The sequence below is a fragment of the Phycicoccus sp. Soil748 genome (assembly GCF_001428025.1).
Lineage (GTDB): Bacteria > Actinomycetota > Actinomycetes > Actinomycetales > Dermatophilaceae > Pedococcus.
In genome coordinates this window covers 811,338-835,016 of the sequence record NZ_LMSC01000007.1, presented here as the reverse complement: position 1 = coordinate 835,016, position 23,679 = coordinate 811,338, and the positions used below count along the sequence as shown (strand labels likewise).

General features: G+C 72.3%; 23 protein-coding genes. 13 read left to right on the top strand and 10 right to left on the bottom strand.

Features of this window, described 5'->3' with window-relative positions; all coding sequences use genetic code 11:
* Positions 1 to 87 precede the first annotated feature (87 nt).
* Positions 88 to 1,758 carry an ABC transporter ATP-binding protein gene (locus ASG70_RS11600; RefSeq protein WP_056883920.1) on the top strand — a complete coding sequence of 557 codons (1,671 nt, stop codon included), beginning with the start codon at positions 88 to 90 and terminating at the stop codon, positions 1,756 to 1,758.
* An 8-nt stretch (positions 1,759 to 1,766) separates the two neighbouring features.
* Here ASG70_RS11600 and ASG70_RS11595 read toward each other — a convergent pair whose 3' ends face one another.
* From ASG70_RS11595 to gcvT, 3 genes are all read right to left on the bottom strand, one after another.
* On the bottom strand, positions 1,767 to 2,639 hold the full coding sequence (locus ASG70_RS11595) for an LLM class flavin-dependent oxidoreductase (protein ID WP_056883919.1): 873 nt from the start codon (positions 2,637 to 2,639) through the stop codon (positions 1,767 to 1,769).
* Between the two features lie 78 nt (positions 2,640 to 2,717).
* A complete protein-coding gene (locus ASG70_RS11590; protein WP_056883918.1) occupies positions 2,718 to 3,176 on the bottom strand; it encodes an OsmC family protein in 459 nt (152 codons plus the stop codon).
* A 15-nt stretch (positions 3,177 to 3,191) separates the two neighbouring features.
* Positions 3,192 to 4,298: a glycine cleavage system aminomethyltransferase GcvT gene (gene gcvT, locus ASG70_RS11585; protein ID WP_056883917.1), complete on the bottom strand. Its 1,107-nt coding sequence runs from the start codon at positions 4,296 to 4,298 to the stop codon at positions 3,192 to 3,194.
* A 94-nt stretch (positions 4,299 to 4,392) separates the two neighbouring features.
* Here gcvT and ASG70_RS11580 point away from each other — a divergent pair, with 94 nt between their 5' ends.
* Positions 4,393 to 5,928 carry a leucyl aminopeptidase gene (locus ASG70_RS11580; RefSeq protein ID WP_056883916.1) on the top strand — a complete coding sequence of 512 codons (1,536 nt, stop codon included), beginning with the start codon at positions 4,393 to 4,395 and terminating at the stop codon, positions 5,926 to 5,928.
* A gap of 93 nt (positions 5,929 to 6,021) precedes the next feature.
* On the opposite strand, the gene ASG70_RS11575 is transcribed toward ASG70_RS11580, so the two are convergent.
* Both ASG70_RS11575 and ASG70_RS11570 read right to left on the bottom strand, forming a co-directional pair.
* Positions 6,022 to 6,228: a DUF5302 domain-containing protein gene (locus ASG70_RS11575; RefSeq protein ID WP_056883915.1), complete on the bottom strand. Its 207-nt coding sequence runs from the start codon at positions 6,226 to 6,228 to the stop codon at positions 6,022 to 6,024.
* A 120-nt stretch (positions 6,229 to 6,348) separates the two neighbouring features.
* A complete protein-coding gene (locus tag ASG70_RS11570; protein WP_235531454.1) occupies positions 6,349 to 6,624 on the bottom strand; it encodes a hypothetical protein in 276 nt (91 codons plus the stop codon).
* A 260-nt stretch (positions 6,625 to 6,884) separates the two neighbouring features.
* On the opposite strand from ASG70_RS11570, the gene lpdA reads away from it, so the two are divergent.
* Genes lpdA through ASG70_RS11555 form a run of 3 tightly spaced genes read left to right on the top strand, consistent with a single transcriptional unit; the run spans position 6,885 to position 11,185 of the window.
* Complete coding sequence (lpdA, locus tag ASG70_RS11565; protein WP_056883913.1) at positions 6,885 to 8,264, top strand: dihydrolipoyl dehydrogenase; 1,380 nt, start codon at positions 6,885 to 6,887, stop codon at positions 8,262 to 8,264.
* 48 nt (positions 8,265 to 8,312) lie between these two features.
* On the top strand, positions 8,313 to 10,220 hold the full coding sequence (sucB, locus tag ASG70_RS11560; protein WP_056883912.1) for a 2-oxoglutarate dehydrogenase, E2 component, dihydrolipoamide succinyltransferase: 1,908 nt from the start codon (positions 8,313 to 8,315) through the stop codon (positions 10,218 to 10,220).
* Positions 10,221 to 10,276: 56 nt separating this feature from the next.
* Entirely contained in the window at positions 10,277 to 11,185 is a 909-nt protein-coding gene (locus ASG70_RS11555) for a TIGR01777 family oxidoreductase (RefSeq protein WP_056883911.1), read from the top strand.
* Between the two features lie 24 nt (positions 11,186 to 11,209).
* On the opposite strand, the gene ASG70_RS11550 is transcribed toward ASG70_RS11555, so the two are convergent.
* Positions 11,210 to 12,808 carry a serine/threonine-protein kinase gene (locus tag ASG70_RS11550; RefSeq protein ID WP_082590557.1) on the bottom strand — a complete coding sequence of 533 codons (1,599 nt, stop codon included), beginning with the start codon at positions 12,806 to 12,808 and terminating at the stop codon, positions 11,210 to 11,212.
* A 66-nt stretch (positions 12,809 to 12,874) separates the two neighbouring features.
* On the opposite strand from ASG70_RS11550, the gene ASG70_RS11545 reads away from it, so the two are divergent.
* The 4 genes from ASG70_RS11545 (at position 12,875) to ASG70_RS11530 (ending at position 16,242) form a co-directional block, all read left to right on the top strand.
* Positions 12,875 to 13,600: a peptidase E gene (locus tag ASG70_RS11545; RefSeq protein ID WP_056883909.1), complete on the top strand. Its 726-nt coding sequence runs from the start codon at positions 12,875 to 12,877 to the stop codon at positions 13,598 to 13,600.
* A 44-nt stretch (positions 13,601 to 13,644) separates the two neighbouring features.
* Entirely contained in the window at positions 13,645 to 14,280 is a 636-nt protein-coding gene (gene lipB / locus ASG70_RS11540; protein WP_056883908.1) for a lipoyl(octanoyl) transferase LipB, read from the top strand.
* 170 nt (positions 14,281 to 14,450) lie between these two features.
* Positions 14,451 to 15,488, top strand: a complete 1,038-nt coding sequence (lipA, locus tag ASG70_RS11535) for a lipoyl synthase (protein ID WP_056883907.1) — start codon at positions 14,451 to 14,453, stop codon at positions 15,486 to 15,488.
* 19 nt (positions 15,489 to 15,507) lie between these two features.
* Positions 15,508 to 16,242, top strand: coding sequence for a DUF4191 domain-containing protein (locus tag ASG70_RS11530; RefSeq protein WP_056883906.1), 735 nt, complete (start codon positions 15,508 to 15,510; stop codon positions 16,240 to 16,242).
* Between the two features lie 2 nt (positions 16,243 to 16,244).
* Here ASG70_RS11530 and ASG70_RS11525 read toward each other — a convergent pair whose 3' ends face one another.
* The gene (locus tag ASG70_RS11525; RefSeq protein WP_056883905.1) at positions 16,245 to 17,105 is read right to left on the bottom strand and encodes a RimK family alpha-L-glutamate ligase; all 861 of its coding nucleotides are present in this window, start codon (positions 17,103 to 17,105) and stop codon (positions 16,245 to 16,247) included.
* A gap of 112 nt (positions 17,106 to 17,217) precedes the next feature.
* On the opposite strand from ASG70_RS11525, the gene ASG70_RS11520 reads away from it, so the two are divergent.
* Both ASG70_RS11520 and ASG70_RS11515 read left to right on the top strand, forming a co-directional pair.
* Positions 17,218 to 18,012, top strand: a 795-nt coding sequence (locus tag ASG70_RS11520; RefSeq protein WP_235531453.1) for a DUF4097 family beta strand repeat-containing protein, incomplete at its 5' end; no start/stop codon positions are given.
* On the top strand, positions 18,009 to 18,614 hold the full coding sequence (locus ASG70_RS11515) for a PadR family transcriptional regulator (protein WP_056883903.1): 606 nt from the start codon (positions 18,009 to 18,011) through the stop codon (positions 18,612 to 18,614). The genes ASG70_RS11520 and ASG70_RS11515, both read left to right, overlap by 4 nt.
* Here the strand turns inward: ASG70_RS11515 and ASG70_RS11510 are convergent.
* Entirely contained in the window at positions 18,598 to 19,074 is a 477-nt protein-coding gene (locus ASG70_RS11510; RefSeq protein ID WP_056883902.1) for an RDD family protein, read from the bottom strand. The two genes, ASG70_RS11515 and ASG70_RS11510, sit on opposite strands and share 17 nt — an antisense overlap.
* A 133-nt stretch (positions 19,075 to 19,207) precedes the next feature.
* Between ASG70_RS11510 and glnA the strand changes: the two genes are divergently transcribed.
* Positions 19,208 to 20,632 carry a type I glutamate--ammonia ligase gene (gene glnA, locus ASG70_RS11505; RefSeq protein WP_056883901.1) on the top strand — a complete coding sequence of 475 codons (1,425 nt, stop codon included), beginning with the start codon at positions 19,208 to 19,210 and terminating at the stop codon, positions 20,630 to 20,632.
* Positions 20,633 to 20,904: 272 nt separating this feature from the next.
* The gene (locus tag ASG70_RS11500) at positions 20,905 to 21,705 is read left to right on the top strand and encodes a hypothetical protein (RefSeq protein ID WP_056883900.1); all 801 of its coding nucleotides are present in this window, start codon (positions 20,905 to 20,907) and stop codon (positions 21,703 to 21,705) included.
* A 58-nt stretch (positions 21,706 to 21,763) separates the two neighbouring features.
* Here the strand turns inward: ASG70_RS11500 and lhgO are convergent, their stop codons facing one another.
* Positions 21,764 to 22,963: an L-2-hydroxyglutarate oxidase gene (gene lhgO / locus ASG70_RS11495; protein ID WP_056883899.1), complete on the bottom strand. Its 1,200-nt coding sequence runs from the start codon at positions 22,961 to 22,963 to the stop codon at positions 21,764 to 21,766.
* Positions 22,963 to 23,667 carry a phosphatase PAP2 family protein gene (locus tag ASG70_RS11490; RefSeq protein ID WP_056883898.1) on the bottom strand — a complete coding sequence of 235 codons (705 nt, stop codon included), beginning with the start codon at positions 23,665 to 23,667 and terminating at the stop codon, positions 22,963 to 22,965. Before ASG70_RS11490 ends, lhgO begins: the two co-directional genes overlap by 1 nt.
* Between the last annotated feature and the right edge of the window lie 12 nt (positions 23,668 to 23,679).

The following is a 23,679-nucleotide window of genomic DNA, read 5'->3' as shown; positions in this document are numbered from 1 at the left end:
TGTAGGCGGCGCCACCGACCGTCGCCTCGCTCCTCGGCCCGCGGCCGGCTTTGACACCCGCGGGACCGGCTGCGACGGTTCGACGTTGTGATCGTCCTCGAGCGGGTGAGCGTGGCGTACGGCGCGCGGCCGGCGCTGCGGGACGTGACCCTCGAGGTCCCCGAGGGCGAGCTCGTGCTGGTCGTCGGGCCCACCGGCTCTGGCAAGACCTCGCTGCTGCGGTGCTTGGGCGACGGCGAGCACGCCCGCCGTTGCGTGACGTCAGGCCGGGTGCTCGTGGACGGTGTGGACCCTCGTGACCTGGACGCCGGTGCCCTCGCCGCGCTGGTGGGCTGGGTGCCGCAGGACCCGGCCTCGGTGTTCGCCGCCGACACGGTTGAGGGCGAGGTCGCGCGCCACGTCCGCCCCGGCGCGCACGACGCGCACGGCGGTCGGCGGCGGGTCGAGGAGGCCCTCGACCTGCTCGCCCTGACGCCGCTGCGCGCCCGCCCGCTCGACCGGCTCTCCGGCGGCGAGCAGCAGCGCGTCGCCATCGCTGCGGCCCTCGTCGCAGGTCCTCGCGTCCTGGTGCTCGACGAGCCCACGTCTGCCTTGGACCCGGTCGCCGCCGAGGACGTCCTGGCTGCGCTCCACCGGCTGGTGCACGACGTCGGCGTCACCGTGCTGCTCTCCGAGCACCGCCTCGAGCGGGTCGTCCACCACGCCGACTCGGTCCTGCTCGTCGGCGGTGACGGCACGAGCGCGCTGCTCTCACCGGCGCAGGCGATGGCGGTCTCGAGCATCCACCCCCCGCTGGTGGCCCTCGGCCGGGCGCTGGGCTGGGACCCGCTGCCCCTCTCGGTCAGGGACGCCCGCCGGGCCGCACGCGACCTGCCCGCCACCCTGGAGGCCGCCGCGGCCGCATGGGCGTCAGGATCCGCACCCGCATCGGCATCGGCATCGGCATCGGCATCGGACCCTTCCGCACGCACGCCGGCATCCGGGACGCCGGTCATCTCCGCCAGCGGCCTCGGGGTCGTGCGCGACGGTGCCGTGGCGCTGCGGGGCCTCGACCTCGCGGTGTCCCCCGGTGAGGTGGTGGCGCTCATGGGGCGCAACGGCGCCGGCAAGTCGACCCTGCTCCACGCGCTGACGGGCAGCCTGCGACCCACCACGGGTCGCGTGCGCGCGCTCCCGTCGAGCAGCACCGGCCGCACGGTGCAGGTGGCCCTGTCGCCGCAGGACCCCGGCGCGGTCCTGCGCCAGGCGGCGCCAGACCGCACGGTCTCCGACCTATTGGACGCTGCCGACCTCGAGCACGCCCTCACGCACGGCACCACTGCGGACGTGCTGCGCGACCTCTCCCCGGACCTCGACCACGCCCGGCGCCCGAGCGAGCTGTCGCAGGGCCAGCAGATGTGCCTCGTCCTCGCGACGGTCCTGGGCCCTGTGCTCGCCGGGGAGGTCGAGGTCGTGCTGCTGGACGAGCCGACCCGGGGGCTCGACTACGGCGCGAAGGGCCGGCTGGCGGTGCTCCTGCGGCGTGCCGCGAAGGACGGGGTCGCCGTGGTTCTGGCCACGCACGACGTGGAGCTGGCCGCGGAGGTGGCGACCCGGGTGGCGGTCCTCGCCGAGGGCGAGCTGGTGGCCGACGGCCCGAGCACCACGGTCCTGCTCGACTCCCCCGCCTTCGCCCCTCAGGTGGCCAAGGTCGTCCGGCCGCTGCCCTACCTCACGGTGGACCGGCTCGTGGCAGCCGTAGGCCGCACCCCGGCCTGACCCCCGGGTCAGCCGGGCCCACTCGGCGGGCCGGCCTCGACGCGACGGCGCACCTCAGCCAGCCCCTCGGGACCCGGCGGGACGCTCCACCAGCTCTCGACCCACCACGTCGCCCCGACCTCCTGCCAGTCGGCCGGCGTGCCCTCGAGCTGCACGAACTCGCCTGAGCTGTCTGCCTCCACCACGACGTCGTAGCCCTCCCAGGACAGGCCGGTGTCCTCGCGGATGCCGCGGACGGTCTGCACGACCCGGCCGTAGGTCTCGAGGTCGACTGCCGTCCCGGGCTCCAGCGGCTCGTCACCGACGACCGACACGAGCAGCCCGTCCCAGCGGGCGGCACGCTCCAGCGAGGGCTGCCGCGCCCGGCCGCGACGGTAGGCGCCCACGACCCAGACCGGAGGGTGCGGTCGCTGCACCGGCGGCGGCGGGCCCGGCGGCCCACCGGGTCCGGTCGGACCCACCGGGAAGTGCCGCCCGTCGAAGGTGAACTCCTCGTCGCCGAGCAGGCCGCTGAGCACCGCCAGCCCCTCGTCGAGCTTCTCCGCGCGCACCCGCCGGCCCTCGTCGGGCTCGAACCGCGTCCAGCCCGGGTGCAGCGCGCCGAGCCCGGCGCACATGACCACGCGGCCGCCGCTGAGCCGGTCGACCGTGCTCACCATCGAGGCGAGGTCCCACGGGCGGTGGCGGGAGACCGGGGTGAGGAGGGTCCCGAACCGGATCCGTGACGTGGTCATCGCGGCGGCGCCCAGCGTCACCCACGCGTGCTCGCCGTACAGCGACTCCCACGTGAACACGCCGTCCCACCCGTGCTGCTCACCGAGGGTGGCGAGCTCGGCGAACTCCCGCGCGTCGGCGAACGGCACCACGAACCCGAACCTCATCCCGGTCACGCTAGCCGCGACCACCGACAACGCCCCACGGTCGACGCCCTGGCTACCCGGCGGGCCCTGGACTGCACCTCAGGCGCGGCGGACCTCGGGCTCCAGCACGACCTCCGAGCGCAGCGAGCTGGCGACATAGCACTCCTCGTGGGCCTGGTGGAGCAGCCGCTCGACGACCGCCACCTCGACCTCACCGCGCACCGTCACCACCGGCCGCAGGACGATGCGCGTGATGCGCAGCGGCTTGGCGTCCGGCGGCATCTCGCCCGAGGCGTCATCGGCGTAGCCCACGACGTCGACCGCGGCCCGCGCGGCGACCGCGAGGAACGACAGGAGCTGGCACGACGACGCCGCGAGGACGAGCAGCTGCTCGGGGTTGGGCAGGTCGGCGTCGCCGCGGAACTGCGGGTCCGCGGACAGGTCGAAACCCTCGGGCGCCGGGGGCACGGATGCCGAGTGGGCGCGCGGGTACTCGCGGTACCCCGCACCTGTCGAGCCCTCCCAGCGCACCTGCGCACGGTAGGAGTGCGACGCCATACCCGTCGCCGGTCCTCAGCCCTCGCGCACGTCGACGGTGACGAACGGGGGCTTGACCACGGTCGCCGGGACCTCGCGGCCGCGCACGTCGATGACGACCTCGTCGCCCTCGGCGACCGACGGCGCGAGCAGGGCGAGCGCGATGCCGTTGCGCAGTGTGGGGCTGAAGGTCCCTGACGTCACCTCGCCCACGACCTGGCCGTCCACCTTGACCTCGCAGTGGGCGCGCGGGATGCCGCGACCGGTGGCCAGCAGGCCCCAGGCCACCCGGGCCGGGCCGGCTGCCTTCTCGGCGACGAGGGCGTCCTTGCCCCAGAAGGTGTCCTTCTTCCAGCCGACCGCCCAGCCGACCCGCGCCTGCACGGGAGTGATGGAGCGGGACAGCTCGTTGCCGTGCAGGGCGTAGCCCATCTCGGTGCGCAGGGTGTCGCGGGCGCCGAGGCCGCAGGGCAGCCCGTCGTAGGGCTTCGCCGCCTCGACGAGGGCGTCCCACAGCTCTCCCGCGACGTCCCACGCCGGCACGAGCTCGTAGCCGCGCTCGCCGGTGTAGCCGGTGCGGCAGACGATGACGGGCAGGCCGTTCCAGTCCGTCTCGACGAACGACATGTACTCGTGGCCGGACGGCAGGCCGAGGGCGTCGAGCACCTCGTCGGACTTCGTGCCCTGCACCGCGATGACGCCGTAGGACTCGTGCAGGTCCTCGACGACGATGCCCTCGGGCGCGGCTGCGGACAGCAGGCGCACGACCTCGGCGGTGTTGGCGGCGTTGGGGATGAGGAACACGTCCTCGTCGCTGCGCAGGTAGGCGATGAGGTCGTCGACGACACCGCCGTCCTCGTCGCAGCAGAGCGTGTACTGCGCCTTGCCCTCGTGGATGCGCCCGAGGTCGTTGGCCAGGCAGGAGTTGACGAAGTCACGGGCGCCGGGGCCGGACACGCGGGCCTTGCCGAGGTGCGAGACGTCGAAGAGGCCCACGGAGGTGCGGACCGCGGTGTGCTCGCGGACGACGCCGCCGCCGGGGTACTCGATCGGCATCTCCCAGCCGCCGAAGTCCGCCATCTTGGCCCCGAGGGCCACGTGCCGGTCGTGCAGGGGCGAGGTCTTCAGGGCTGCGTCGCTCATGGGTCGAACGCTACCGCCCCGCGGGCAGCGTCCCGACGGCACGGATATCCTGCGCGCAGCAGGGACCACCTCACACACCTCGAAGGATGCGAACGTGACCACCGTCAGCGTTTCCGACCGCGCCGCCCACGACCTCAAGGCGGACGCCCTCGTCCTCGGCACGGTCGCCGGCGAGCGCTCCGCCGCCCTGGCCGCCGGCCACGGCCTGCCCAGTGACGCAGAGCGCCACCTCTCGGCCCAGCTCGCCGCCCTCCACGCCACGGGCAAGGCCGAGGAGGTCCTCACGGTCGCGGCCGTCCCCGGTGTCGCGGCGAGCCGCGTCGTCCTCACCGGGCTCGGCTCGGCCGCGGACGGGGCCGGGGCCGGCGTCGGTGACGAGGTGCTGCGCCGCGCAGCCGGTGCCGCCGTGCGCTCGCTGAAGAACGCCGCCAAGGTCGTCGTCGCCCTGCCCGCCGAGGATGTCGCGGCAGTCGCCGCCGTCGCCGAGGGCGCCGCCCTCGGGGCCTACCGCTACGCGGGGGTGCGCGGCCCGGGCAAGGACACGAAGGGCAAGACGGCCAAGGGCAAGGCCGCCGACGAGGGCGTCAGCGCCGTCACCGTTGTCACCGGGCAGGCGAAGGACAAGGCCGTCAAGGCCGCCGCGACCCGCGCCGCGGTGCTCGCCGACGCGAAGGCCTACGCGCGCGACCTCGTCAACACCCCGCCCAACCTGCTGTTCCCGCAGTCGTTCGCCGACTCGGTCAAGGAGCGCAGCAGCGCCGGCAAGGCCAAGGTCACCGTCAAGGTGCTCGACGAGAAGGCGCTCGAGAAGGGCGGCTTCGGCGGCATCGTGGGGGTCGGCCAGGGCTCGGTGCGCCCGCCCCGCATCGTCACGCTGACGTGGGCCCCGGCCAAGGCCACCCACTCGGTCGCCCTGGTCGGCAAGGGCATCACCTTCGACTCCGGCGGCCTCTGCATCAAGCCGCCGGCCTCCATGCTGAGCATGAAGTCGGACATGGCCGGCGCCGCCGCCGTGGCCGCCACCGTGTTCGCCGCCGCCGAGCTCGGCCTGCCGGTCGCCGTCACCGGCTACCTGTGCCTCGCCGAGAACATGCCCAGCGGCTCGGCCCAGCGCCCCGGCGACGTCGTCACCATGCGCAACGGCACCACCGTGGAGGTCATCGACACCGATGCCGAGGGCCGCATGGTCCTCGGTGACGGCATCTGCCTCGCCGCCGAGTCCGCCCCCGACGCCATCGTCGACATCGCCACCCTCACCGGCGCCCAGATGGTCGCCCTCGGCGCCCGCGTCGCCGGGATCATGGCCAACGACGACACCTTCCGCGACCGCGTCCGGGCTGCCGCCGACACCGCCGGTGAGGCCGCCTGGCCGATGCCGCTGCCGGAGGACCTGCGTCCGCAGCTCGAGTCGTCGGTCGCCGACCTCTCCCACAAGGGTGAGCGCTGGGGCGGCATGCTGACGGCCGGCCTGTTCCTCGGCGAGTTCGTCACCGAGGGCACGCCGTGGGCACACGTCGACATCGCCGGCCCCTCCTTCAACGAGGGCTCCCCGTGGGGCTACACCCCCAAGGGCGGCACCGGGTTCGGCGTCGGCACGCTGCTCTCGCTGGTCGAGGGCTACGCCGGCTGACGCACAGTACGCAGGCGCGAAGCGCACACCGGCGCTGACGCACAGAGGGGCCCGTCCTAGTCGGACGGGCCCCTCCGTGCGTGGCGGTGCGGCTCAGCCGCCGCTCTTGCGGCGGAACATCTGCTGCGTCGCCGAGGTGGCAGCGCCCTGGGCGTGGTCCACCTTGCCGTGCTCGTGGTCGTCGGAGACGTCCTTGCCGGCGTGCGAGCGCTTCTTGTCCAGGGCCTCGCGGAACTTGCGCTTCATCTCGTCGCTGGGACCGGCACTCCCCTGCGACCGTGCGCCGTCGGACTTGGACATGGTGACTCCTGCTCCTCGTGCGGAGCGGGCCGCGTGCGGACCCGCCGGACCTCCAGCCTCGCACCTCGTCACGGGCGGGCACCAGCACATATGCCCTGCGCCGCCGAGCGGCCTGCGGTGTCAGTCCTTCTTGCGCTGGCGCGAGTTCCACTCACGCATGCGGTTCGGGTACCCGGTCTGCAGCACGTCGTACACGGGCACCCCCAGGCTCGCGGCCAGGTCGAAGGCGGACTGCCGCGTGCCCGCCGCGCGGCGGGTCCACTCACCGTCGTGCGCGATGAGGATGACGGTGGTCGCGGTGACGTTGGTCGGCGGCTCGACGTAGGCCTCGACCCCACGACGGGTCGCCGCGAAGTCGGCCAGGTGGGCCCGTACGGCGCGTTGGTCGACTGCCATGTTGGGTCCGTCGGAGGGCCCACGACCCCGGCCCTTGCGTCCCCGCTTCCACCACGCCATGGCCACACGATACGGGGCGGCGACCCGCGCGGGCGGGCATCTGCGCCGTACGCGCCGTGCGGTCCGCGAACGCTGGACCTGCTTGCACCCCGCAGGCCGAACAGTGACAAGATGCTCTGTGTCGATCGCGTCTGGTCACGACCTGACCTCGCTGCCGGTCGTCAACGACCGTCCAGTGCCCACCACGCAAGGGAGCGAGCATGCCGGCTGACGCCGAGACCACCTTCGACGTCGTCATCCTGGGTGGGGGTAGTGGCGGCTACGCCTGCGCCTTCCGCGCCGCCGAGCTCGGGCTCACCGTCGCCCTCGTCGAGAAGGGCAAGCTCGGGGGCACGTGCCTGCACGTCGGCTGCATCCCCACCAAGGCGCTGCTGCACGCCGCCGAGGTCGCGGACACCGCCCGCGAGGGTGCGCAGTTCGGCGTGAAGTCGACGTTCGAGTCGATCGACATGTCCGGCGTCAACGCCTACAAGGACGGCGTCGTCGGACGCCTCTACAAGGGCCTGCAGGGCCTGGCCAAGGCCCACAAGATCGAGCTGGTCGAGGGCGAGGGACGCCTGGTCGACCGTTCCACCGTCGAGGTCGGCGGTCGCCGGGTCACCGGTCGCAACGTCGTCCTCGCCACCGGCTCATACGCCAAGTCGCTGCCCGGCCTCGAGATCGGCGGCCGGGTCATGACCAGCGAGCAGGCGCTGTCGCTCGACTTCGTCCCGCCGCGTGTCGTGGTCCTCGGCGGTGGCGTCATCGGCGTCGAGTTCGCGTCGGTGTTCCGCTCCTTCGGCTCCGAGGTCACCATCGTCGAGGCGCTGCCCCGGCTGGTGGCCGCCGAGGACGAGGCCGTCTCCAAGACGCTCGAGCGCTCGTTCCGCAAGCGCAAGATCGCGTTCAGGACCGGGGTGAAGTTCGCGGGCGCGACGCAGTCCGGTGACACCGTGACGGTCTCGCTCGAGGACGGCTCCTCGATCGAGGCCGACCTGCTGCTCGTCGCCGTCGGCCGCGGCCCGGTCACCGACGGGCTCGGGTACGCCGAGGCGGGCGTGCGCCTCGACCGCGGCTTCGTCACCACCGACGAGCGCCTGCGCACCGGTGTCGAGGGTGTCTACGCCGTCGGCGACATCGTGCCGGGCCTGCAGCTCGCCCACCGAGGGTTCGCCCAGGGCATCTTCGTCGCCGAGGAGATCGCCGGCCTGTCCCCCACGCCGATCGACGAGCTCGGTATCCCGCGGGTCACCTACTGCGACCCCGAGATCGCCTCCGTCGGGCTCACCGAGGCCCAGGCCCGGGAGAAGTACGGCGAGGTCGAGACCTACGAGTACAACCTCGGCGGCAACGGCAAGTCCCAGATCCTGCAGACCGCCGGCTTCGTCAAGCTCGTCCGCGAGAAGGACGGCCCGGTCGTCGGTGTCCACATGGTCGGCGCCCGCATGGGCGAGCAGATCGGGGAGGCCCAGCTGATCTACAACTGGGAGGCGTTCCCGGAGGACGTCGCCGCGCTCGTCCACGCGCACCCGACGCAGAACGAGGCGCTCGGCGAGGCCCACCTCGCGCTCGCCGGCAAGCCCCTGCACGCCCACAACTAGACGTACTGCTGATCCGCCAGCGAACACGAAACAAGGAGATAGAGGCACATGTCTGAACGCGTGACCATGCCGGCCCTGGGTGAGTCGGTCACCGAAGGCACCGTGACGCGCTGGCTGAAGAACGTCGGCGACACCGTCGAGGTCGACGAGCCACTGCTCGAGGTGTCCACCGACAAGGTCGACACGGAGATCCCCTCGCCCGTCGCGGGCGTGCTGCAGGAGATCCTCGCGCAGGAGGACGACACGGTGCCGGTCGGCGCCGACCTCGCCGTCGTTGGCGACGGCAGCTCCGGCGGTGGCGAGCAGTCCGACCAGCAGGGTGGGCAGCAGGACGCTGGTGCCGAGGCCTCGCAGGAGCAGGCGTCCGCCGGTTCCGAGGAGCCGCCGGCCGAGGCTCCCTCGACCGAGCAGGCGCCCCAGGAGTCGACGTCCGAGCCCGAGCAGGGCCAGCAGGGGCAAGGCCAGCAGGACTCCGCTCCGGCCGCCCAGGGTGGTTCGGGCGACGGCGGTTCCGGTGGCGGCTCCGGCGAGACGGTGACGATGCCGGCGCTCGGCGAGTCCGTCACCGAGGGCACCGTGACCCGCTGGCTCAAGGCCGAGGGCGACACCGTCGAGGTCGACGAGCCGTTGCTCGAGGTCTCCACCGACAAGGTCGACACCGAGATCCCCTCGCCGTTCGCCGGCACCCTGACCAAGATCCTCGTCCAGGAGGACGACACCGTCCCGGTCGGCGGCGACCTGGCCGTCATCGGTGGCTCAGCCGGTGGCTCCGGCGACAGCGCCCCCGCCGCGGCCCCGCAGGAGGAGCCGAAGCAGGAGCAGGCTCCCGAGCCCGAGGCCCCGAAGGAGGAAGCCCCGAAGCAGGAGGCGCCGCAGGAGCAGCCGAAGCAGGAGGCGCCCCAGCAGCAGGCCCCCGCCGCCCAGTCGGCTCCGGCTCAGCAGGCCGCACCCCAGCAGTCCCAGGCACCGGCCGCGCAGCCCTCGGGAGACAGCCAGGACGCCTCGTCCTACGTCACCCCGCTGGTGCGCAAGCTCGCGGCCGAGAACAAGGTCGACCTGGGCTCGCTCAAGGGCACCGGCGTCGGCGGCCGCATCCGCAAGCAGGACGTCCTCGACGCGGCGAAGGCCGCCGAGGAGGCCGCCAAGGCCCCGGCACCGGCCTCCGCTGCTGCACCGGCTGCCTCCGCGGCTCAGGCTGCGTCTTCGGCCCCCTCGGCCGGCTCCGCGGCGGTCTCCCCCAAGCGCGGGACCACAGAGAAGATGTCGCGCCTGCGCCAGACCATCGCCAAGCGCATGGTCGAGTCGCTGCAGGTGTCCGCGCAGCTGACCACCGTGGTCGAGGTCGACGTCACGAAGATCGCGCGCCTGCGGGCCAAGGCGAAGTCGGAGTTCGAGCAGCGCGAGGGCACCAAGCTCAGCTTCCTGCCGTTCTTCGCGCTCGCCGCCGTCGAGGCGCTCAAGGCCCACCCGTCGGTCAACTCCAGCGTCGAGGGCACCGAGGTGACCTACCACGGCACCGAGAACCTCGGCGTCGCGGTCGACACCGAGCGGGGCCTGCTCGTCCCGGTGATCAAGGACGCCGGTGACCTCAACATCGCCGGGCTGGCCCGCAAGATCGCCGACCTCGCCGAGCGCACCCGTACCAACAAGATCGGGCCCGACGAGCTCGGCGGCGGCACGTTCACGCTGACCAACACCGGCAGCCGCGGCGCGCTCTTCGACACCCCGATCATCAACCAGCCCAACGTCGCCATCCTCGGCACCGGCGCGGTCGTCAAGCGCCCGGTCGTGGTCTCCGACGGCGAGGGCGGCGAGACGATCGCCATCCGCTCGATGGTCTACCTGGCCCTGTCCTACGACCACCGGGTCGTCGACGGTGCCGACGCGGCGCGCTTCCTCACCACGATGAAGACGCGCCTCGAGGACGGCCACTTCGAGTCCGACCTCGGGCTCTGACCCGCTGAGGGGTGGGCCGGCGCGTCCGGCCCACCCCGCTCGACCGCAGGAGTGACATGCCGCAGCGCGTTGCCATCACCGGTTCCACCGGACTGATCGGCAGCGCGCTGTCGTCATACCTGCGTGGGCGGGGGGACGAGGTGGTGCGCCTCGTGCGACGCCCGGTCCAGGCTCCCGACGAGGTGCGTTGGGACCCGGCCGCGCACCTGCTCGCCCCGGCTGACCTCACCGGGGTCACGGCGGTCGTGCACCTGGCGGGCGCCGGGGTCGGCGACCACCGGTGGACGCCGTCCTACCAGCAGCAGATCCTCGGCTCACGGGTCGACGGCACGCAGACGATCGCCAAGGCTCTCGCCGACCTCGGGGAGCCGGTGCGGCTGGTGAGCGGCTCCGCGGTCGGTGTGTACGGCGACCGCGGCGACGAGGTGCTCACCGAGCAGTCCTCCTTCGGCAACGGGTTCCTCAGCGAGGTCGTCCGTGCGTGGGAGGCCGCCGCCGACCCGGCCCGCGAGGCGGGGCTCGCCGTGGCCCATCCGCGCACCGGCATCGTGCTGTCCCCGAAGGGCGGAGCGCTGGCCCGGATGCTGCCGCTGGCCCGGTTGGGGATCCTCGGCCCGCTGGGCAGCGGGCAGCAGTGGTGGCCGTGGATCTCGTTGCGCGACACCGTCGCTGCGCTGGTGCACCTGGTCGACCACCCCGAGGTCGAAGGGCCCGTCAACCTCGTCGCTCCCCTGCCCGCCCGGCAGCTCGACATCGCCCGGGCCCTCGGCAAGCAGCTCCACCGGCCGGCGGTCTTCCCGGCGCCTGCATTCGGGATCAAGCTGGTGCTGGGCGGTTTCTCCGACGAGATCCTCACGAGCAAGCGGGTCGTCGCCGAGCGCCTCCCCGCCTCGGGGTTCGTCCACGCCGACCCCACCATCGACTCGGCACTGCGCTGGGCGCTCTCGCAGGACGCCCAGGACTAGCCGCTCCCTCCCCCGGTCGCCACGTCACCCTGTCCCGGGAACGGCGCCGACCCGGGCCACGAGCCAGCGATCTCCGGTCCAGACCAGCTCGAACCTCAACCGCTGGCCTGCCACCGCCGCCCGGGTGCTGCTCGAGCCGGCCGTCACGACGCGGTACGCCGCGGTGTCCACGACCGCCTCGACGGTGGCGGACCCCCGGGCGACCGTCGTCGCGTCGGCCCGGCGCACGACCAGGTGCACCCCTTCGTAGGACTGCCCCACCTGCCGCAGGCCGGCCAGCGTCGCGGTGTCGGCGGCGAGGGCCGGTGACCCGGGCGCGTCCAGGTGGTCGAGGTCGGCCGCCGCCCTCGACTCCATGGCACGCGCCCGCAGGTCCGACAGCGCCTGCATCAGCCGCTGCGCCCGGTCCCGGGGCGCCGACGGGTCCAGCTGCGGGTCGGACGGAGGGGCAGGGCTCGGGTCGCGCGTCGGGTCGGGGGTCGGGCCGGGGGCTTCGCTCGCACCCGCCCGGGCGTGCGACGTCGTGGGCTCCGCGCGCCGGCCGTCGGGCGACAGCCACCGCGGTGCCGCCACCGTCCCGGCCGCTATGAGGCCCCCGGTGCCGAGCAGGAGGAGCAGTGCCGTGGTGGTGGCCACCGCGCGCGTCGTCCGCGCCCCGGGCCGGGCGACCCGAACCCTGTGAAGTAGACGTGCCAGAGCCGCGCGCGGCAGACCCACACGCTCAGCCTGTCGGGACGGCGGGGCCGGAGCGGGGGCTGGGGCGTTGCGCAGCCGGTGCGTCAGCATCGAGGTGTCGTCCGTGCCCACGACGAGCCGCAGCGGTTCGCAGGCGGCGGCGTCGAAGTACGTGAGGGCGAGCTCCGCGGCGGTGGGCCGGACCTCGGGATCGCCCCTCAGGGCCAGCCGCGTCGCGTCGAGCCATGCGGGGGGAAGGTCCGGCACGAGCGACTCGAGCGGCGGCCGCAGCGCAGCAGGCCCCGGTGGCGCCCCGGTCACGCAGTACCAGGCCAGGGCACCCACGGCATACACGTCGGCGGCGGGGCCCACCGGGGCCCCGTCGAGGACCTCGGGCGCCACGAACCCGTCGGTGCCGTAGGCGTCTGCCCAGCCTTCGCCCGCGAGCCGCGCCACCCCGAGGTCGCCCAACAGTGGCCGGCCCGAGCGCTCGAACAGCACGTTGGCGGGGCTGACGTCGCCGTGGGTGACCCCCAGCGCGTGCAGTCCGGCCAACGTGCGGGCAACCGGGGCGAGCACCGTGACCGACTCGCCCACGCTGAGCCGACCGCGGGCGCGCACGACCCGTTCGAGCGAGCCGCCGCCGACGTGGTCGAGCACGAGCGCGATCGAGGCCGCTCCCTCGTCGCCCAGGGCGACCGCCTCGTGGAAGCCCACGAGCCCCTCCACGTCCACCCGGCCGAGCACCGCGAGCTCGCGTGCCGCCGCGGAGGTGTCGGCATCGGTCCCCACCGCGACGACCTTGACCGCACATTGTGCCCCGTCGGCCTCCCGGGTCGCCGCCCAGACCGTGCCGGTGCCGCCGGCGCCCAGCAGGTCGCCGAGCCGGTAGCCCGGGACATGCGGCGGCACACCCGGCTGCCCCTCGCTGCCTTCCGTCGCTCCCATCCGGCCAGTCTGCCGACGCCCGACCCGGCACCCGGGCGGTTGTCCACAGGCCCCTAGAGTCGGGTCATGCCTGCCGACCAGCCGACCATCCTCGCCACCTCCGGTGGTTACCGCTACGGCTCCCGAACCCGCCTGGAGTTCAACGCCCTGGTGCACCACGCCGTCGAGCTCTCCGGGGTCGACGGACGGGCGCCACGCGTGACCCACCTCGGCACGGCCGGCGGCGACCAGGCCTACTTCAACAGCTGGATGGGCGAGGCGGCCGGCGTCGCCGGGTTCGACCTGACCAACCTCAACCTGTTCTCCATGCCGAACGTCGAGGACATCGAGGGTCACCTGCTGCAGCAGGACGTCGTCTGGGTCAACGGCGGCTCGGTGGCCAACCTGCTGGCCGTCTGGCGGGTGCACGGCCTCGACGAGATCTTCCGCCGCGCCTGGGAGGCCGGTGTGGTGCTGTCCGGCGTCTCTGCCGGGTCGATCTGCTGGTACGAGGGCGGCACCACCGACTCCTTCGGCCCGGAGCTGCGCGCCGTCACCAACGGCCTGGCCCTGCTCCCCTACGGCAACGGCGTGCACTACGACTCCGAGGAGCGCCGTCGCCCCCTGGTCCACCAGCTCGTCGCGGACGGCACGCTGTCGACGACCCACTGCACCGACGACGGGGTCGGCCTCGTCTACCACGGGACCCAGCTGGTCGAGGCGGTGTCGGAGGTCGACGGCAAGGGCGCCTACGTCGTCACCCGTGAGGGCGACCGCGCCGTCGAGGAGCGGCTGGAGCCCCGGCGCCTCTGAGGGCCCGACCCGGCGCCGCCGGGACGCAGGCGTAAGGTCGAGCCATGCGTTTCGAGCACGTCGGCTTCGCCCCGGACCTCGTCGACTACGAGGCCGCCTGGGCCCTGCAGCGCGAGGTCCATGCCGGTGTGGTGGCCGGTGGCGAGGACACCGTCCTGCTCCTGGAGCACCACGCCGTCTACACCGCCGGCAAGCGCACCGAGCCGCACCAGCGCCCCGTCGACGGCACCCCCGTCATCGACGTGGACCGAGGGGGGCTCATCACCTGGCACGGTCCCGGACAGCTCGTCGGCTACCCCATCGTGCGGCTGCACGGTGTGCCGATCGACGTGGTCGCCCACGTCCGCCGGCTCGAGGAGGTCATGATCCGCACCTGCCGTGACTTCGGGGTCGAGACCGTCCGGGTCGAGGGTCGCAGCGGCGTCTGGGTGCTCGCCGACGAGCGCGGCCCCGACCGCAAGCTCGGCGCCATCGGGGTCCGCGTGAGCCGGCAGGTGACGATGCACGGCTTCGCCCTCAACTGCGACGCCGACCTCTCGTGGGCCGACAACATCATCGCCTGCGGCATCGAGGACGCCGGGGTGAGCTCGATCAGCCGCGAGGCCGGGCGTGCGGTCACCGTCCAGGACGTGCTCCCGTATGCCGAGAAGCACCTCGCGGACGTCCTCGCCGCGGCCTGAGCCGGATCTCCCGTCCGGGTCGAGGTATTCGGCTACCACGAGACGGTGGCGGAATACCTCGAACGGGGCAGGCGTAGTCTTGGAGGACGCCCGGTGACCTCCGGGCGCGCCCGTGCCCCCCGGCATACCGGCCGGTGGCGGCGCACCGAACGCAAGGCAAGGGAGTCTTCGTGACTGTCGCACCCGAGGGTCGTCGACTGCTGCGCGTCGAGGCACGCAACGCCGAGACGCCGATCGAGCGCAAGCCCGAGTGGATCCGCACGACCGCCAAGATGGGGCCGGAGTACACCAAGCTGCACTCGATGGTGAAGACCGAGGGGCTGCACACGGTCTGCCAGGAGGCCGGCTGTCCCAACATCTTCGAGTGCTGGGAGGACCGCGAGGCGACCTTCCTCATCGGTGGTGACGTCTGCACCCGCCGCTGCGACTTCTGCGACATCGCGACCGGCCGTCCCGAGGCCCTCGACCGTGACGAGCCCCGCCGGGTGGCCGAGTCGGTCGCCCAGATGGGCCTGCGCTACTCGACCGTCACCGGCGTCGCCCGCGACGACCAGCCCGACGGCGCGGCGTGGCTCTACGCCGAGACGATCCGCCAGATCCACGAGAAGAACCCCAACACCGGCGTGGAGATCCTGCCGCCCGACTTCGGCGCGAAGCCCGAGCTCGTCGGTCAGCTCTTCGAGGCCCAGCCGGAGGTGTTCGCGCACAACCTCGAGACCGTGCCGCGCATCTTCAAGCAGATCCGCCCCGCCTTCACCTACGACAAGTCGCTCAAGGTGCTGTCGATGGCCCGCGAGGCGCAGCTGGTGACCAAGTCCAACCTCATCCTCGGCATGGGCGAGGAGGACCACGAGGTCGAGCAGGCCATCCGCGACCTGCACGACGCCGGGTGCGACATCCTCACCATCACCCAGTACCTGCGCCCCTCCAAGCTGCACCACCCGATCGACCGCTGGGTCAAGCCCGAGGAGTTCGTGCACTGGAGCCAGGTGGCCGAGGACATGGGCTTCAAGGGCGTCATGGCGGGGCCGCTCGTGCGCTCGTCCTACCGGGCCGGCCGCCTCTGGGCGACGGCCATGAAGAAGTGGGGCCGCGAGATCCCCGAGCACCTGCAGCACCTCGCCGACGCCGCGGGCGACCCCGCCCGCCAGGAGGCTGCGTCGCTGGTCGCCGCCCGCCGCCCGGCCGCGTTGGGAACCCCTGCCTGACACCCGTATCCTGACCCCCATGGCCCGCAAGGAGAAGCAGCAGTCGGACGCCCCCGCAAAGCAGGGACGGTTCGCCCAGGTCCGACAGGTCTACAGCGCGGCCAGCAAGGCCGACCCGACCATCCCCTGGTGGATGCTGTTCGCCTTCGTCGCCGTCGTCGTGGTCGGCACCGTCATCGGCCTGCTCCTCGGGCACTGGAAGTACGCGCTGGTCCTCAGCATCCCCGTCGGCCTGCTCGCCGCGACCCTGGTCCTGAGCCGCAAGGCCGAGCGCGCTGCCTACCGCAGCCTCGAGGGCCAGCCCGGCGCGGCCGGCGCTGCCCTCGGTGCGCTGCGCCGCGGATGGTTCTTCTCCCAGGAGCCGGTGGCCATTGACGGTGCCCGCGGCACACGCCCCGAGGACATGGTCGGGGCCGCGTTCGTGTACCGCGCCGTCGGTCGCCCGGGCGTGGTCCTGGTCGCCGAGGGCCCGGACGCGCGCCGCAAGAAGCTCATCGTCCAGGAACGCCGCAAGGTCGAGCGCGTGGCGCCCGGTGTGCCCGTGACCGCGATCTCCGTGGGTGACGGCGACGACCAGGTGCCCGTGCGCAAGCTCAGCAGCAAGCTGACCCGCATGAAGCCCGTCCTGACCAAGGAGGAGGTCTCGGCGGTCAACAAGCGCCTGAAGTCGCTCGGCGGCATGCGTCCCCCGATCCCCGCCGGCACCGACCCCATGCGCGCCCGCGTCGACCGCAAGGCCATGCGCGGCCGCTGAGGTCAGGCAGGCCGGAGCTGGGCCTCCACGAGGTCGACGTAGCGATCGAGCGCACCGGCATCCATCCGCAGGAAGAGGTCCGGCTCGATGAGCTCGAGCTCCATGACCGTCGGCACGCCCTCGTGCTCCACCAGGTCCACCCGCGCGTAGGTGACGCCGTCCGGGGCGACCGCCAGCGCGGCCCGGGCCGTGGCCAGCTCGGCCTCAGTCGCGGTGTGGGGGTGCTCGGCACCGCCGTGGTGCGCCTGGACGCGGTAGTCCCCGTCGGCCGGCACCTTGCGGACGGCGTGCGAGACCTCGCCGCCGAAGACGAACAGCGACACCTCGCCGTCCTCGATGCCCGGCGCGTAGGGCTGCACGACGACGTCGCCGAGCTCGACCACGACCCGGGCGTGCTCGACAAGGGCGGGTGACGTCGCCTCGCCCCGGGCCGCCTTGCGGGCTCCCCCGTCGACGGCCGGCTTGACGACCACCTGCTCCCAGCCGGTCGCGGCGATCCGGGCGTCGATGTCCGCGGCGCCGCGCGGCACGACGAGCATCGGCAGAACGGGCACCCCCGCCGCCCCGAGCTCGGCGAGGTAGCCCTTGTGGACGTTCCAGCGCACGACGGCGGGCGGGTTGACGATGCGGCTCTCGACGTCGACGCGGTCGACCCAGGCCAGGAACTCCTCGAGCCGCTCGAAGTAGTCCCACGTCGAGCGGATGACGACGAGGTCGTAGGCGCTCCAATCGACGTCGTCGTGCCACACCACGACGTCGGCCCGGTGACCGCGTGCGGTGAGCTGCTCGGCGACGAGCGGCGGCTCGGGGTCGACGTAGGCCGGGTCGGACCACGTGCACAGGGCGATGCGGTGCGACGTCACCGGCCCAGTCTGCCCGACCTACCTCCCCGACCTACCTCCCCGACCTACCTCCCCGACCTGCCGACTGGTCTGGGTCTTGCCATGGCCAACAACGCGATATAACGTGAGTCGNCCCCGGGTCCTCGACATCGGCGGCGACGGCGAGCAGGTGCGCGCCCTCAGCGTCGCCGTCGTCGGCGGCCGGGTCGACGTCGTGACCCACGACGACTCCCCCACCGCCCGCATCGAGGTCGCCGAGATCCAGGGCATGCCGCTCAAGGTCGTCTGGGACGGCAGCAAGCTGAGGATCACGCACGGCGTCGACGGGTCGAGCATCCTCGACAAGGTGCGGCAGGCCTTCGACGGGCTCGAGCACAACCGGGTGGCGCTGAGCATCTCGGTACCGGAGGACGTCCAGGCCTCGGTGAGCACCGTGAGCGCGACGGGGCTGCTCGCCGGGCTGCGCCGCGGCGCGAAGGCCAACACCGTCTCCGGGTCGATGACCCTGGACGACATCGCCGGTCCGGTCGACGTCAACACCGTCAGCGGCGACATCGAGTGCGGCGCGCTGCACGGGCCGCTCAAGGTCAACACGGTCTCCGGGTCGGTCACCGCCCAGCACAGCGACGTGCCGGAGGTGAGCATCAAGACCGTCAGCGGCGACGTGACGCTCGACCTCGTCAACGCCACCACGACGATCGCCTCCAGCTCGGTCTCGGGTGACGTCACGGTGCGGGCCCCGCACGACGGGTACGACGTCAAGGCCAGCCTCGCGTCGGGGCAGGTCGTCATCGACGGCCGGACCTTTGACAAGCTCTCCCGCCCTGCCAACGGTCGCCTCGCCGCCGGTGCCGGGAGCCTGCGCCTCAAGGCGAGCGCCGTCTCCGGCAACGTCGTGGTGCTCGCTGCCGAGGGGAGCCCCGCATGAGCCCCGTGTTCGCCCACGGGCAGCTGCGGCTCTACCTGCTCTCGCTGCTGGCCGACGGTCCGCGGCACGGCTACGAGGTCATCCAGGACCTCGAGCAGCGGTTCAACGGCCTCTACTCCCCCAGCGCCGGCACGGTGTACCCACGGCTGGCCAAGCTGGAGGAGGAAGGGCTGGTCGAGCGCACCGACGAGGGCCGCAAGGCCGTCTACAGCATCACCGACGCCGGGCGGGCCGAGGTGCGGGCACGGGCCGACGACCTGTCCAGCCTGCAGTCCGACCTCGACCTGTCGGTGCGCGAGCTGGCGGAGCAGGTGCGCTCGCGGGTGCGCGGACAGACCAGCGACCTGCGAGCCGAGCTCCGCGCGGCAGCCCAGGAGGCACGCCGTACGGCGACGCCCGCGGGCGGCCACGACGGGTGGTCACACCCCCGGGAGGGCGGGGCCATGGGCGAGCTCGAGCAGGCGGTGCAGCAGCTGCGCCAGGAGGCGCGCAGCGCGTGGAAACGCCACGGGCTGACCAGCGAGCAGACCCGCGAGATCGTCGACATCCTCACCGAGGCGTCGACGCGGATCCGGGAGGTCGTGGTCAGGTCCGGACGATGACGGTGCCGGCGGCCTTGTCGTGCAGGCCGCGGCCGTCCTTGTCCCAGAACATCGCCGGCAGGAACAGGAAGAGCAGCACGGTGCGCACCAGCGTCTGGAACGGTCGCGGCAGCCGCCCGTCGGTGGACTGGACCCGCAACCCCACGACGCGGTGACCGAGGGTCGAGCCGAGCGTTCCGACGAGGAGCAGGTTCTCGAGGGCGAAGACCGCCAGCAGCACCGCGGTGTCGCGACCGGTGGCGACGCCCGCAAAGGGCAGCGGCACGCCGAAGAACGCGAACGCGATCAGCTGGCAGGCGGTCCAGTCCAGGACGACGCCGACCAGGCGACGCCCGAACCGGCCCATCGAGCCCGCGCCCTCGCGCGGCATACCAAGCCGCTCGCCGGGGTATGCCGAGGAGGCGCCTGAGCGCGAACCCGGCCCCTCGAGCCAGGACCCGATGTCCCTGCGGTCGACCACGTCGCCAGCCTCTCACGGTGTAACACCGGTGAAACATTCGGGTCATGGCCGAGAAATCCCCACCCGTTAGGCTCGTGGACGACATGAGTTGAGTCCTTGGGCGGTTTCGCCCGCCCCACCACAGGAGGTTGGTTTGTTCAGCAATGCTGACGAGGTCCTGAAGTTCATCAAGGACGAGGACGTCAAGTTCGTCGACGTGCGCTTCTGCGACCTGCCGGGCGTGATGCAGCACTTCAACGTGCCTGCCAAGAGCCTGGATGCGGACTTCTTCAAGGAGGGCCAGATGTTCGACGGGTCCTCGATCCGCGGCTTCCAGGCCATCCACGAGTCCGACATGAAGCTGGTCCCGGACCCCACGAGCGCCTACCTCGACCCGTTCCGCAAGGAGAAGACGCTCATCCTCAACTTCTCCATCGTCGACCCGTTCACGGGCGAGGAGTACTCCCGCGACCCGCGCAACATCGCCGCCAAGGCCGAGGCCTACCTCAAGTCGACCGGCATCGCGGACACCGCGTACTTCGGCGCCGAGGCCGAGTTCTACGTCTTCGACGACGTGCGCTTCGAGACCAAGCAGAACGCCAGCTACTACTACATCGACTCCGTCGAGGCCGCGTGGAACACCGGCCGCGAGGAGGAGGGTGGCAACAAGGGCTACAAGACGCGCTACAAGGGCGGCTACTTCCCCGTCCCGCCGGTGGACCACTTCGCCGACATGCGCGACGAGATGACCCTCGCCCTCGAGGAGGCCGGCCTGTCGGTCGAGCGCGCCCACCACGAGGTCGGCACCGCCGGCCAGCAGGAGATCAACTACCGCTTCAACACGCTGAAGCAGGCCGCTGACGACGTGCTGAAGTTCAAGTACATCATCAAGAACGTGGCCTGGGAGGGCGGCAAGACCGTCACCTTCATGCCGAAGCCGATCTTCGGTGACAACGGCTCGGGCATGCACTCCCACCAGTCGCTCTGGAAGGACGGCGAGCCGCTCTTCTACGACGAGCGCGGCTACGGCGGCCTGTCGGACATCGCCCGCTGGTACATCGGTGGCCTGCTCAAGCACGCACCGGCGCTGCTCGCGTTCACGAACCCGACGGTGAACTCCTACCACCGCCTGGTGCCCGGCTACGAGGCCCCGGTCAACCTGGTCTACTCGGCCCGCAACCGCTCGGCCTGCATCCGCATCCCGATCACCGGTGACAACCCGAAGGCCAAGCGCGTCGAGTTCCGCGTGCCGGACCCGTCGGCCAACCCCTACCTCGCGTTCTCCGCGATGCTCATGGCCGGCCTCGACGGCATCAAGAACCGCATCGAGCCCCCGGAGCCGGTGGACAAGGACCTCTACGAGCTGCCCCCGGAGGAGCACGACGCGATCGACCAGGTGCCCGGGTCGCTGCCCGAGGTGCTCGACGCCCTCGAGGCCGACCACGAGTTCCTGCTCGAGGGTGACGTCTTCACCGAGGACCTCATCCAGACGTGGATCGAGTGGAAGCGCAAGAACGAGGTCGACCCGATCCGCTTCCGCCCGCACCCGCACGAGTTCGAGATGTACTTCGACATCTGAGCGACATCTGAGCGAGCCTGCGAGCTGAGCCACCGCGCTCTGCCCATGAGAAGGCGCTCTGCCCACGGATCTTCGTGGGCAGGGCGCCTTTTCGTGGGTCAGGCGGGCTTTGCGCAGCTTCTTGTTGTTGGTCCTTGCGGTGGCGTCGGAGGTTCGAGATGGTGTTTGGGACGAACGGCTGACCGCACGGTACGGCGCTCGGGTTCACGGTCGGCATCTCCCACGCCTGGAGGCCCTTGGTGCGACCACGTTCACTGTCAGCCGCGATCGTGATGAGTGCCGCGGTCGCCGCGACGATCGCGGCGGACGCGTCGGCACCACCCGCTGAGGCGTCGGCCTCGGCAGCTCGTACGCCGTGGTTCGCTGCGGAGGTGCAGCCCGCGTCCGACGTGCGGTCGACGACCCGCACGAGGCCGTCCTGTGTCCCCGCGTGGACGTCGTCCGCGAAGCTGGCCTCGTGGAGCACCCACGGCTACCTCGTGAACAACAACTCCTGGAGCGGGGACGCTGGAGCGCAGACCGTGTCGGCCTGCGCCTGGAACCGCTGGTCCGTCACGTCCGACCAACCGGGCGCCGGAGCCGACGACGCGGTGAAGACGTATCCCGACACGCAGCGGCATGTCAGCTACCCGCTGTCCTCGCTCACCTCGTTGCCGTCCCGGTTCGCGGTGACGACGCCGGGTGGAGGAGGCCACGTACCCACGCGGGGGAAGCAGTGGAACGCCACCTACGACCTGTGGCTCGACAACTTCGGGACCGAGGTCATGATCTGGAACAACTGGACCATGAACTGGCAGTACTGGTGGGGCGTCAGCGGCGGTGTACGGGTCACGATCGACGGGGTGGCGTACCACGCCTACCGGAACAGCACCGGCACCGGTCTGTGGTTCATCAGGGACAAGGTGACCAACCAGGGAACCGTCGACCTGGCGCACATGCTGAGGTGGGCCGTCGCCAAGGGCTGGCTGAGGTCGTCCCAGGTCCTGGGCGAGGTCGAGTACGGCTTCGAGGTCGCCTACACCGGTGAGCCGACCACGTTCACGCTGGACGACTACTCGCTGTCCCTGCCCTGAGAGCGGCAGCTGCGCGCGGTGCCGCGGACAGCCGCCAGAACCCGGCCTGTGCGACCTGTCAGCGGGGCGCCTGCATCAGGTCGACGACGTGCTCGGCGATGGCCAGGCAGGAGGTGGCAGCGGGGGACGGCGCGTTCCGCACACACGTCACCCCGTCCTGCTCGGTGATCGTGAAGTCGTCGACGAGGCTCCCGTCGCGGGATACCGACTGCGCCCTGACGCCTGATGGGCCCCGGACGACGTCCGTGTGGCTGATGTCCGGGACGTACCGCTGGGCGACGCGCATGAAGGACCTTCGTGACGCGGACGCGTGGAGCTCCTTGGCACCGGTCACCCAGTGGCGTCTGGCCAGGTGCCAGAAACCTGGCCACGCGACGGTCTCCCCCACATCTGCGAGGCGAAAGGCCGTCCGGCCGTAGCCCTCCCGGTGCAGGGAGAGGACGGCATTGGGGCCCACGTCGAGCTGCCCCCCGACCCGGCGGGTGAAGTGCACTCCCAGGAACGGGTACCTCGGGTCGGGAACGGGGTAGATCAGGCCGTTGACGAGGTCGGCCTTCTCGGCCCGCACGGTCAGGTAGTCGCCCCGGAACGGGATGATCCTCGGGTCGTCGCTGTGGTCGACCCTGCGTGACACCCGGTCCGCCTGCAGACCGGCGCACACCACCACCTGGTCGAACACCTCGACGCCGGCCGCGGTCGAGACATGAAGCCCCCCAACGGCCCTCGTGATCTCGGTGACCTCGGTGGCGAGGTGCACGGCGCCACCGGAGCGGACGACCTGCACGGCCATGGCGCGGGCCACGGCGCCGTAGTCGGTGATCGCGGTGCGCGGCGAGTGCAGGGCGGCGAGGCCCCGTGCGGACGGCTCCACCTCAGCGATCCCGGCAGGTCCGAGAACGCGCAGCCCCGGGACACCGTTGTCGTGCGCAGACCGCTCGAGCGCCTCGAACCGCGACAGCTCCGAGGAGTCCACGGCCACCACGAGCTTGCCGCACTCGACGAAGGGGAGCCGGTGCTCGTCGCAGAAGTCGCGCAGCAGACCACGGCCGCGGGTGCACAGCCGCGCCTTCAGGCTGCCCGGTCGGTAGTAGATGCCGGCATGGACTACCCCGCTGTTGTGGCCGGTCTGGTGTGCCGCGAGCCGGGGCTCCTTCTCCATCACCACGACACGGACCCCTTCGTCCCGCTGGCTCAGCTGCATCGCGACCGCCAGGCCGACGATCCCCCCACCGACCACGGCGATGCGTCGCTCCCCCATCACGTTCCTCCCGCGTCACGGGCCGGTGGCGGGGCGGACCCGTTCGGGCCGCCTGTCGGGCCAAGAGCTTCTGAGCCTGCTGAGTCCCTCAGCAGCAGGACGTACAGCCACAGGCTGACGGCCAGCCCGAGCAGGATCCCGCCGATGACGTCGGTCAGCCAGTGCATGCCGACGGCGAGGATCGGCGCACTGGCCACCGGGGTGAGCAGCACGAGGGCGGCGCACTGCCAGGAGCGGGTCCGCGCCCGGACCAGCATCGCGAGCCCGACGACGCAGACGGTGACCGACGCCGCGTGGCCGGAGGGGAAGCTGCCGCCGGTGCCGTAGGCGCCCGCGGTGTCGACTCGATGCACGAGGGCCTTGGTGACCAGGGTGACGACGACCGTCGCGGCGAGCGCGGCGCAGACCACCACCAGCGGACGCCACGAACGCCTCCGGATGCTGCTCCGGACGGCGGCGGAGACAAGGACCGGGAAGGCCACACGGGGGTCGAGCCCTGCGACCAGGCTCGCGTTGAACCGCTGCGCCGGTCCCCAGACGCCACTCGGACGCAAGAGCTCGTACACGCTGGAGTCCAGCCCGCGGGTGCGCCCCCTCGCGACGAGCAGGGTGAGGAGCAGGTAGCACAGCGCTGTCGCCACGCCGAGCGAGACAGCCGTCGACGCGCTCCCCCCACGGGCCGTGGCGCCTGACCCCCGGACCATCGGGGACCTCCT